Raw genomic sequence first — 10288 nt, 5'->3', positions numbered from 1 at the left:
GCGGTTTGTGGGGTGGATCCTCTACACCCGCTTACTCGTACCCACCGCACTATGCCTCTTCCGGGGGCTCTTTCGGGGACAACAGCCGCCGGGCCGCACGGATGTGCTCGTCGATCAGCCGCGCGGCCTCCTGCTCCTGGCCGGCGGCTATCGCGGCGCGGATGGCCCGATGCTGCGCGGTGAGCTCCCGAGGTACGTCGGCCCAGGCGCGGTCGTCGAGCCGCTCGAGGTCGCGCAGGATCGGCAGCCGCATGGCCTCGCGGATCGCGATCGTCATGTCGGCGAAGAGCCGGTTGCCGCCGGCCTCGGCGATGGCGATGTGGAAGGCCGTGTCGAGGTCGTTGTAGAGATGCCGGTCGGCCGCCGCCGCGGTCGCCATGGCCGCCAGCGGCTCATCGAGCGCCGCCAGCGCCTCGGGGGTGGCATGGGCCGCGGCCAGCGCGGCGGTGGCCCGCTCGAGCAGCACGCGCGCCTCGACCACGTCGGAGACGGGGAAGTTGGCCAGCGCCACGTGGAGGCGCAGCAGCCGGGTGAGTGCCTCCGACGGCAGCGCCGACACCACCGTTCCGGCCTCTGGCCCGGAGCCGACCCCGGCGCGGACGACGCCCTGCGCCTCCAGGGTCCGCATCGCCTCCCGGACGGCCGCTCGGGACACCTGGAGCCGGGCGGCGAGCTCGCGCTCGCCGGGGAGGCGGTCGCCGACCCTGAGAGTGCCGGCCAGGATCTGCTCCTCGATCTGCTCCACGACCAACTCGTAGGTGCGGGCGCGGGGCACCGGGCGCCAGCCCTCGCTTGCCTCGCTCACGGGAGCTACCCTACAGTCGGACTGTGTGGTCTGACCACATCAAGGTCAGCCAGATTGAGAGGGTTTCCATGCGGGTGGCGCTCATGGTCACGTGTATCAACGACGCGCTGTATCCAGGCACGGGCGAGGCCGTCGTGCGGCTGCTGCGGCGGCTCGGCGTCGACGTGGAGTTCCCCGAGGCCCAGACCTGCTGCGCGCAGCCGATGGTCAACACCGGCTATCTCGACGAGGCGGTGCCGGTGGTGCGCGGCTTCGTCTCCGCCTTCGCGGGGTACGACGCCGTGGTGACGCCCTCCGGGTCGTGTGCCGGGTCGGCGCGGCACCAGCACTCGATCGTGGCTCGCCGCTCGGGCGACGCTGGGCTGATCGCGGCCGTCGAGGAGGTCGCGCCGCGGGTCTACGAGCTCTCGGAGTTCCTGGTCGACGTGCTCGGCGTCACCGATGTGGGCGCCTACTACCCGCACACGGTCACCTATCACCCGACCTGCCATAGCTTGAGGATGCTGGGCGTGGGGGACCGGCCGCGACGGCTGCTGGAGCAGGTGCGCGGGCTGACGCTGCTGGACCTGCCGGGCGAGGACCAGTGCTGCGGCTTCGGCGGCACCTTCGCGGTGAAGAACGCCGACGTCTCGATCGCGATGGGCACCGACAAGGCGCGCCACGTGTGCGACACCGGCGCGGAGGTGCTGGTCGCCGGCGACAACTCCTGCCTCACCCACATCGGCGGGGTGCTCTCCCGCCAGCGTGCCGGCGTACGGACCGTCCATCTCGCCGAGATCCTGGCCTCGACGGAGGCCTCATGAGCGGCACCTTCGTCGGTATGCCGCCCTTCCCGGCCGCGGCGCGGGAGAAGCTGGCCGACGCGCAGCTGCGCCACAACCTCGCCCACGCGACCGGCACGATCCGGGCCAAGCGGGCCCGGCTGGTGGACGAGGTCGCTGCGTCGATGGCGGGGGGATCGGGGGACTGGGAGGCGCTCCGGCTCGCCGGCGCCGGGGTCAAGGAGGCGGCGCTGCTCTCCCTGGAGACCCAGCTGCTCAGGCTGGAGGAGACGCTGAGCGCCAACGGCGCGGTGGTGCACTGGGCCCGCGACGCGGCCGAGGCCAATGCCATCGTCGCCTCGATCGCGAAGGGCCACGGCGTCGACGAGGTGGTCAAGGTCAAGTCGATGGTGACCCAGGAGATCGGCCTCAACGAGGCGCTCGCCGAGGAGGGCATCGCGGCCTGGGAGACCGACCTGGCCGAGCTGATCGTGCAACTCGGCGGCGACCTGCCCTCCCACATCCTGGTGCCGGCCATCCACCGCAACCGGGCCGAGATCCGCGAGATCTTCCTGCGCGCCATGAAGGAGGTCGGCCGCCCGGCGCCCGACGACCTCACCGACGAGCCGGCCGTGCTGGCCGCCGCCGCCCGAGCGCACCTGCGGGAGAAGTTCCTGCGGGCCCGCGTCGGGGTCTCCGGCGCCAACTTCGCGGTCGCCGAGACGGGAACGCTGGTGGTGGTCGAGTCCGAGGGCAACGGCCGGATGTGCCTGACCCTGCCCGAGGTGCTGATCAGCGTGGTGGGCATCGAGAAGGTGGTCTCCACCTGGGACGAGCTCGACCCGTTGCTGCGACTGCTGCCGCGCTCCTCGACCGGCGAGCGGATGAACCCCTACACCTCGATGTGGTCGGGCGTCACCCCTGACGACGGCCCGCGTGAGGTCCACGTGGTGCTGCTCGACAACGGCCGCACCCGGGCACTCGCCGACCAGGTGGGCCGGCAGGCGCTGCGCTGCATCCGCTGCTCGGCCTGCCTCAACGTCTGCCCGGTCTACGAGCGCACCGGCGGCCACGCCTACGGCTCGGTCTATCCCGGCCCGATCGGCGCCATCCTCAACCCGCTGCTCAAGGGCGTCGGCGTGGACGAGCAGGTCGACTCGCTGCCCTACGCCTCCTCGCTGTGCGGTGCCTGCTTCGAGGTCTGCCCGGTCCGCATCGACATCCCCTCGGTGCTGGTCGACCAGCGCGCCAAGGTGGTCGACGCCCACCGCGGCCACCTGCCGTCGGCCGGCCATCGGGCCGAGGTGGTCGCCATGAAGGGCGCCGCCATCGGGCTCGGCGATGCCCGCAAGCTCGCCTTCGGCGAGCGGTTCACCCGGCTCGGCCTGGGGGTCGCCCGGCGGCTCAGCGGCCTTGTCGGCATCCCGGGGCTGTCGAAGTGGTCCTCGGCGCGGGACCTGCCACCGGCGCCGCCGGAGTCGTTCCGGGCCTGGTGGAAGCGGACGGACGGAGGTAGGTCGTGAGCGCACGGGAGGAGATCCTCGGCCCGGTCCGCGCGGCGCTGGCCGACGTCACGGCCGTGCCGCCGGCGCCACCCGCGCCCCGCCGTACCCCCGTGCCGGACGTCGTCGCGCTCTTCGACGAGCGGGTGGCCGACTACCGCGCCGTGGTCGTGCGGAGTACGCCGGACCGGCTCGCCGCCGCCGTCGCGGCGGCGCTCCCGGCCGGCGCCGCGGTCGTCGTCCCCGCCGGCCTGTCGGTCGAGGTGCCCGGTGCCGTCGTCGACGACGGCACCCTGACCGCGGCCGACCTCGACCGCATCGACGCGGTGGTCACCGACGCCGCCGTGGGCATCGCCGAGACCGGCACCATCGTGCTCGACCACGGCCCCGGCCAGGGCCGCCGAGCCATCACCCTCGTGCCCGACCTGCACGTCTGCATCGTGCGCACCGATCAGGTCGTCGCGGACGTCCCCGATGCCGTCGCCCTCCTCGGCGGCTCCGTCCGCGACGGCCGGCCGCTCACCTGGATCAGCGGCCCGTCCGCCACCAGCGACATCGAACTCGACCGGGTCGAGGGGGTCCACGGCCCCCGCACCCTGCACGTCATCATCGTCGCCTCGTGACCAGAGCGTGGTCCTCCAGGTCACTCTCTCGTCACAACCCCAGCCCGGCGAAGACGATTTCATGACGCGTCGCCCGCTCCGGTAGCCTCTGCGACGGTGCTGTGTCCGAGCGGCCTAAGGAGAACGCCTCGAAAGCGTTTGTGGGCGCAAGTCCACCAAGGGTTCAAATCCCTTCAGCACCGCCAGATGAGTCACGTTGGGAACCCTCGGTGAGGATGAGCTCGCCGAGGGTTCTCTCGTCAGGAGCCGTTGCGGAGATAGGCGAGGACCGCGGAGACCCGGCGGTCGGAGTCAGGGGCGAGATCGAGCTTGGCGAAGATATTGCCGACGTGCTTGCGCACCGCCGCCTCGCTGACGAAGAGCCGAGTGGCGATGGTCGGGTTGGTGTGGCCCTCGGCCATCAGGGCGAGCACCTCTCGCTCGCGGGGACTGAGGGCGGCCAGCGGACCGTCGTTGCGGCGCCGGGCCAGCAGATGGCGTACGACGTCGGGGTCTACGACGGTGCCGCCGGCGGCGACCCGGTCGAGGCTGTCGAGGAAGCCGCGGACGTGGCCGACGCGGTCCTTGAGCAGGTAGCCGAGGCCGCCGCCGGTGGTGGACTCCAGCAGCTCGCCGACGTACGCCTCGGCGATATAGGCCGACAGCAGCATGATCGCGATGTCCGGGTGCCGCTCCCGGATCGTGACGGCCGCGCGGAGGCCCTCGTCGGTGTGGGTCGGCGGCATCCGGATGTCGGTGACGACGACGTCCGGCTGCTCCTTGCCGGTGTAGGCGAGCAGCGCCTCGGCGTCGGGCACGGCGGCGACGACGGTGTGGCCGGCACGCTCGAGGATCCCGACCAGGCCCTCACGCAGCAGTGCGGCGTCCTCGGCGAGCACGATGCGTAGCGTCAACTGCTGATCGGGCATGTCATCCTCAGCTGGGTCGGGCCGCCGGGCGGGCTGTCGATGTCGAGGGTGCCGTCGACGGCGTCGACGCGGGCGGCGAGCCCCGCGAGTCCGCTGCCCCGGCTCGGGTCGGCGCCGCCGCAGCCGTCGTCGACGACCGTCACCGTCAGCGTCCCGTCGGCGAGCCACGCCTGGATCCGGGCGGAGCGCGCCTCGGCATGGCGGGCGATATTGGTGAGCGCCTCGCTGACCAGGAAGTACGCCGCCGCCTCGATCGGCTCGGGGAGCCGGCCGGGCGCGCGCAGGTCGGCGTCGACCGGCACCGGCGAGCGGTCGGCGAGCTCCTGGATCGCGGCAGCCAGGCCGTGGTCGGCGAGCACCTGCGGATGGATGCCGCGCACGGTGGCCCGCAGGTCCTCCAGGGCGTCCTCCGCCAGCGCGTGCGCCTTGGTGACCAGGTCGAGCGCCGGGCCGTCGGCGAGCTCCAGCTCGGCCTGGCCCAGCGTCATGGTCAGCGCGACCAGCCGCTGCTGGGCGCCGTCGTGCAGATCCCGCTCGATCCGGCGCCGCTCCGCCTCGAAGGCGTCGACCAGCCCGGCCCGGGAGCGCCGCAGCTCGGCCACCGCCGAGACCAGTCGCGCCTCCGGCGGCTCCAGCAGCAGCCGGACCAGGGCGGCCTGTCCGCTGGCCAGCGCGGTGACCAGGTAGGCGGAGCCCACCAGCGCCAGCAGGCCGAGTGCCGCCGCCGGCCACGCCTCGGCCGCGGTGTCGATGCGCCAGCCGGCCACCTCCAGGGTGTCGTGCCTGACCAGGACCGGCGCGGCGAGCAGCGTGACCGGCAGGGTGATCGCGAAGGAGAGGACGACGGCGTCGACCAGCCACAGCACGGTGGCGAGCAGCACCGCGTGACCGATCTCGGACCAGGACAGCGGCAGCGTGCGCCAGGTGCGCAGCCGCTCCCGCAGCGTGGCCCCGCCACGCTGGTGCGGCAGCACCAGCCGCAGCCGACCCCGCTCGACCTCCGCGACCACGGTGGTCACCAGCGGCAGGCTCGCCAACAGCACCAGCCCCACCACGACCACCACCGTCAGCAGGCCCAGGCCGGTGACCAGGGCGAGCACCAGCAGCGTGGCGATGCCGAGCGGCACGGTCGAGAGGAGATAGGCGAGCGAGCGCCACGGCCAGGCGGAGGTCAGCAGCCGCCACGGCCCGCCGCGCACGGCGGACCAGGCATCGGTGGGGCGGCTCACCCGACCCAGCGTAGGAGTCGCCGACGCGATCCGGGGTAGCGCCGGCGCTACCCCACGGTGGCGCGTGGGCCAGTTCGCGAGGCCTCTCGGGGCGCTGGACTGGATGGCATGACCACGACCCTTGCCCCGCCGGCCGTCGTACTCGACGCGGTGAGCCGGACCTACCGCTCCCGCGCCGGCAGCGTCGCCGCGCTGCGCGCCGTCAGCCACGCCTTCGTCGCCGGCACCTTCACCGCCGTCATGGGCCCCTCCGGCTCGGGCAAGTCCACGCTGCTGCAGATCGCCGCCGGTCTCGACCGGCCCACCACCGGCCGGGTCAGCATCGCGGGCACCGACCTCGCCGGCCTCGGCGAGACCGCGTTGACCCGGTTCCGGCGCACCGCGATGGCCTTCGTGTTCCAGTCCTACAACCTGCTCGACGCGCTCTCCGCCTTCGACAATGTCGCTCTGCCGGTCCGACTGGCCGGGCTGCGGGTCGAGCCGGCGGCCGTGCTGGACGCCCTGGACCGGGTCGGCCTGCGCGACCTGGCTCGCCGTCGCCCGCCCGAGCTGTCCGGCGGGCAGCAGCAGCGGGTCGCCATCGCCCGTGCTCTCTACGCCCGGAGCGACAGCCAGCCGTCGGTCCTCTTCGCCGACGAGCCCACCGGCGCGCTGGACCGCAGCACCGGCCGTGACGTGCTCCGCCTGCTCCGGGCGCTCGCCGACGGCGGCCAGACCGTCGTCATGGTGACCCACGACCCGCTCGCGGCGTCGTACGCCGACGAGACCCTGTTCCTCGCCGACGGCCAGGTCGTGGGGCGACTGCGTCATGCCGACGCCGCCACCATCGCCCAGCGGATGAGCGAGCTGGAGTGATGATCGGCCAGCTCTCACGGCAGACGGTGCGGACCTCCTGGCCGGCCTACCTCGGCGCCTTCGTCGCGCTGGCCACGGGCGTGGCGCTGATCGCGACCACCGTCAACCTGGTCGGCTCCGTCGACGCCACCATCGGCAGCGGAGTCAGCCAGGACCTGCGCGGCCAGCTCGACGACCTCACCTCCCTGTTCGGGATCATGTCGGCGGTCTCGATGTTCATGGCCGTCTTCGTGGTCGGCAGCACCTTCGGCTTCGTGGTCGCCACCCGACGGCGCGAGCTCGGCCTGCTCCGCCTCGTCGGCGCGACCGGCCGCCAGGTGAGACGGCTGGTCCTGGGCGAGTCCCTCGTGGTCGCGGCCGCCGCCTCGATCGCCGGCTGTCTCCTCGCCACTCCGCTGGCGGCCCCCGTTCTCACGCTGGTACGACGTCTCGGCCTCACCGACGTCCACCTGGTCGCGCCCACGCCGTGGCTGGCCTGGGCCATCGCCCTGCCTACCGGCATGGCGGTGGCGCTGGTCGGTGCCTGGCGCTCCTCGCGCCGTGCTGCGAAGGTGTCGCCCACGGCCGCGCTTCGGGAGGCGGCGGTCGAGCGCGCCCTGCCCAGTGCCCTGCAGTGGGTCGTCGGCACCCTGTGCCTGGCCACCGTGGTGGCGGCCGCCGTGGTGGCCCAGCAGGCCGCGCCGCTGTTCGCGCTGGTCGCCTCGGTGCTGCTGCCCGAGGTCGTCGTCATCGGGCTGATGTGCTTCGGCCCGCTGGTGGTGCCGCGGCTCGCCGGACTCCTCGCCCGCCCGTTCGTGCGCCACCACGTGGCCGCTCGGCTCGCCCGCGACGAGCTGCGCGCCGCGGTACGCACTACGACCTCGGTCGCCGCCCCGGTGATCGCGATCTCGGCCGTCGCCGGGTCCATGCTGCTCGGGCTCAGCTTCACCGCCGACTGGACCTCGGCGCTCGACCGTGCCCAGCTCGCCGCGCCGCTGGTCGTCCAGCCCGGACCGGGACACGAGGCCGAGGCGGTGGAGCGGCTCGTCGCGGAGCCGGCCGTCGAGACCGTGGACGCTCGTCGTACCGTCGCCGTCCGGCTCCTCGACGACAGCGAGCAGGTCGACGTCGTCGACGTCGCCTCGGCGAGCCTCGCCCGCGGTCTTCATGCCGTCCGCGGCGACCTCGCCGACCTCCACGGCCGCACGGTCGCGGTCGCCAAGGGCTGGGTCTTCGACTCCGGCAAGGACCTGGGCGACACCCTGCGGGTGCGGGTCGGCGGCCAGCAGCTCCGCCTCCGCATCGTCGCCGTCGTCCCGGATGCGCCCGACCTCTACGGCGACGTACTCCTGCCTGCCGACCTGGTCACGGCAGGGACCAGGACCTCGTCCGGTGACCTGTTCGTGATGACGCGGCCGGGCGCCGACCTCGGCGCGGTGCGGGCCTCGCTTGCCGGGACGGACAGCCGGGTGCTCACCGCCGACGCCTGGATCGAGGAGGTCACTGCCCAGACCCGCCGCAACAACGACCTCGGCCTGACGCTCCTGCTCGGTCCGGCCGCCTGCTACGCCGCCATCGCCATGGTCAACGCCACCCTCATCGGCGCCGCGCAGCGTCGCCGGCAGCGCCGGGTCCTCACGCTGCTGGGCGCCACCCGCGAGCAGCTGCGGCGCACCGCGCTCTGGCAGGCGGTCCTCGTCGCCGGTGCCGGACTGACCCTCGGTGGTCTCACCACCGGCTTCTTCGGTTGGCTGGTACGACGGGCGGTCACCGCGGACCTGGCCGGGACCGGGGTCGCCGTGCCGATGACGATCCCGTGGCTGCCGCTGCTCGCGATCCTCGGCGTCAGCGCGCTGCTGGCCATCGCCGCGGCGGCCGCCGGGGACCGGACGACCCGGGGCTCGGCCGGTCCTCAGCGGTAGCGCGCCGCGAGCGCGGCTGCCCGGGCGCCGTACCCCTGTCCGAACAGCGCCGCGTGCACCAGCAGCGGGAAGAGCTGGTGCAGCGCCAGCCGATCGCGCCAGCCGTCGGCGAGCGGCCGCGCCTCGGTGTAGGCGTCGAGGAGTCGCTCCAGCTGCGGCAGCCCGAAGAGGTGCAGCATCGCCAGGTCGGTCTCGCGATGGCCGGCGTAGGCGGCCGGGTCGATGACCCAGGCGCCGCCGTCGGCGCCCCAGAGCACGTTGCCGTTCCACAGGTCGCCGTGCAGCCGCGCCGGCGGCTCGGCCGGGACCAGGCCGGCCAGTCGCGGCACCACCGCCTCGATCGCGGCGGCCTGCGCGGGGTCCACCGCGCCGCGGTCGTGGGCGAGCTTGAGATAGGGGAGCAGCCGCCGGGTCGCGAAGAACTCCGGCCAGGTCTCGCAGGGCTTGTTGGGCAGCGGCAGGGTGCCGATATAGCCGTCCTCGGCCAGCCCGTACGACGCCTCGGTCACCCCATGGCAGCCGGCGAGTGCCCGGCCGAGCCGCTCGGCGCCCTCGGCGCTCGGCCGACCCGGCTCGACCCAGCGCAGGATGACGCAGTCCTCGCCGCCGGCCAGCAGCTCAGGAGTGGGGAGGCCGGCGTCGGCCAGCCAGCGCAGCCCACGCGCCTCGGCGGCGAAGAAGCCCGCCGGTGGATGAGGGAGCGTCTTCATCAGTGCCGAGCTGCCGTCGCTGAAGCGGAGCTTGGTGGCCACCGCGATGTCGCCACCGGCCACCGCCGAGGTCGCCACGACGGTCGTGCCGAGCAGCTCCTCGGCACGCTTCGCCACGACGCTCGTGGTCACCGCCCCCGCAGCTCCTCGGCCAGGGCAGCGGCGGTTCGCTCCACCATCGCCAGCACCTCCTCGAACCCGTCATCCCCACCGTAGTAGGGATCCGGCACCTCACCAGGGCCGAGCGGGTCGAAGGAGCGGAACAGCCGGATCCGCTCCGTCGGCCCGCCGAGGGCCGCGAGGTTGTCCTCGTCCATCGCCAGGACCAGGTCGAAGCGGTCGTGCCAGTCCGCGTCGAACTGCCGGGCGCGGTGACCGGACGGGTCGTAGCCGTGGGCACGCAGGACGGCGGCCGCCCGGCGGTCCATCGGCTCGCCGACGTGCCAGCCGCCGGTGCCGGCCGAGGCGACGACGACCGGGAGGTCGGCTACGGCGGCGGAGAGCACCACATCGGCCATCGGCGAGCGGCAGATGTTGCCGAGGCAGACCAGTGCGACGGCGTACCGAGGGTCGTCGTCTGGCCGCGGCGCGCGGGCGGCAGGGATCAACGGTCGAGCACCTTGTCGACGGCCCAGGAGACGATCGTGACGATGATGGCGCCGCCGACCGCGGGCCAGAAGCCGGTGACGTGGAAGTCGATGCTGAGCTTGTCGGCGATCCAGCTGGTGATCAGCAGCATCGCCGCATTGATGACCACCAGGAACAGCCCCAGTGTCACGATGACCACCGGCAGCGACAGGATCGTCAACACCGGCTTGGCCACCGCCGTGACCGCGCCCAGGATGATCGCCACCCCGAGCAGCGGCAGCAGCTTCTCCTGGAGCTCCGCGCTCCCGCTCGTCGGCCCGCCGAACCGGATCCCGTCGATCAGCCAGGCCGCCATCGCGAGTGCGACGGCGATGCTGATCAGCCAACCCAGGAACCGCATGTCTGG

Annotated in this window: 11 protein-coding genes and 1 tRNA gene; 6 read left to right on the top strand and 6 right to left on the bottom strand. The window is 73.5% G+C overall.

Annotated features, from left to right (window positions below; translation table 11 throughout):
• Window positions 1-49: 49 nt before the first annotated feature.
• Window positions 50-805 (bottom strand): FadR/GntR family transcriptional regulator, encoded by a 756-nt coding sequence (locus tag QM595_RS05875; protein WP_415170598.1) that lies wholly within the window; start codon window positions 803-805, stop codon window positions 50-52.
• 68 nt (window positions 806-873) lie between these two features.
• Here QM595_RS05875 and QM595_RS05870 point away from each other — a divergent pair, with 68 nt between their 5' ends.
• The 4 genes from QM595_RS05870 to QM595_RS05855 all read left to right on the top strand — a co-directional run bounded on the left by QM595_RS05870 (window position 874) and on the right by QM595_RS05855 (window position 3876).
• On the top strand, window positions 874-1608 hold the full coding sequence (locus tag QM595_RS05870; RefSeq protein WP_415170597.1) for a (Fe-S)-binding protein: 735 nt from the start codon (window positions 874-876) through the stop codon (window positions 1606-1608).
• Complete coding sequence (locus QM595_RS05865; protein WP_415170596.1) at window positions 1605-3089, top strand: lactate utilization protein B; 1485 nt, start codon at window positions 1605-1607, stop codon at window positions 3087-3089. The genes QM595_RS05870 and QM595_RS05865 overlap by 4 nt, the downstream gene beginning before the upstream one ends.
• Window positions 3086-3691 (top strand): LutC/YkgG family protein, encoded by a 606-nt coding sequence (locus QM595_RS05860; protein WP_415170595.1) that lies wholly within the window; start codon window positions 3086-3088, stop codon window positions 3689-3691. Before QM595_RS05865 ends, QM595_RS05860 begins: the two co-directional genes overlap by 4 nt.
• A 95-nt stretch (window positions 3692-3786) precedes the next feature.
• Window positions 3787-3876, top strand: a tRNA-Ser gene (locus tag QM595_RS05855).
• Between the two features lie 54 nt (window positions 3877-3930).
• On the opposite strand, the gene QM595_RS05850 is transcribed toward QM595_RS05855, so the two are convergent.
• Together QM595_RS05850 and QM595_RS05845 are read right to left on the bottom strand one after the other, a co-directional pair.
• Window positions 3931-4599: a response regulator transcription factor gene (locus QM595_RS05850; RefSeq protein ID WP_415170594.1), complete on the bottom strand. Its 669-nt coding sequence runs from the start codon at window positions 4597-4599 to the stop codon at window positions 3931-3933.
• Entirely contained in the window at window positions 4581-5828 is a 1248-nt protein-coding gene (locus QM595_RS05845; protein WP_415170593.1) for a sensor domain-containing protein, read from the bottom strand. The genes QM595_RS05850 and QM595_RS05845 overlap by 19 nt, the downstream gene beginning before the upstream one ends.
• Window positions 5829-5936: 108 nt before the next feature.
• On the opposite strand from QM595_RS05845, the gene QM595_RS05840 reads away from it, so the two are divergent.
• Together QM595_RS05840 and QM595_RS05835 are read left to right on the top strand one after the other, a co-directional pair.
• The gene (locus QM595_RS05840; protein WP_415170592.1) at window positions 5937-6683 is read left to right on the top strand and encodes an ABC transporter ATP-binding protein; all 747 of its coding nucleotides are present in this window, start codon (window positions 5937-5939) and stop codon (window positions 6681-6683) included.
• Window positions 6683-8584 (top strand): FtsX-like permease family protein, encoded by a 1902-nt coding sequence (locus QM595_RS05835; protein ID WP_415170591.1) that lies wholly within the window; start codon window positions 6683-6685, stop codon window positions 8582-8584. The genes QM595_RS05840 and QM595_RS05835 overlap by 1 nt, the downstream gene beginning before the upstream one ends.
• On the opposite strand, the gene QM595_RS05830 is transcribed toward QM595_RS05835, so the two are convergent.
• From QM595_RS05830 to QM595_RS05820, 3 genes are read right to left on the bottom strand one after another with little or no spacing between them, the layout of a single operon-like run.
• Window positions 8575-9426, bottom strand: a complete 852-nt coding sequence (locus QM595_RS05830) for a fructosamine kinase family protein (protein ID WP_415170590.1) — start codon at window positions 9424-9426, stop codon at window positions 8575-8577. The two genes, QM595_RS05835 and QM595_RS05830, sit on opposite strands and share 10 nt — an antisense overlap.
• Window positions 9423-9902, bottom strand: a complete 480-nt coding sequence (locus QM595_RS05825) for a low molecular weight protein-tyrosine-phosphatase (RefSeq protein ID WP_415170589.1) — start codon at window positions 9900-9902, stop codon at window positions 9423-9425. The genes QM595_RS05830 and QM595_RS05825 overlap by 4 nt, the downstream gene beginning before the upstream one ends.
• The gene (locus QM595_RS05820) at window positions 9899-10282 is read right to left on the bottom strand and encodes a phage holin family protein (RefSeq protein ID WP_415170588.1); all 384 of its coding nucleotides are present in this window, start codon (window positions 10280-10282) and stop codon (window positions 9899-9901) included. The genes QM595_RS05825 and QM595_RS05820 overlap by 4 nt, the downstream gene beginning before the upstream one ends.
• Window positions 10283-10288 lie beyond the last annotated feature (6 nt).

It is taken from the genome of Nocardioides sp., from assembly GCF_047607185.1.
Taxonomy (GTDB): domain Bacteria; phylum Actinomycetota; class Actinomycetes; order Propionibacteriales; family Nocardioidaceae; genus Nocardioides.
This window is presented reverse-complemented; position numbering and strand designations above follow the sequence as displayed.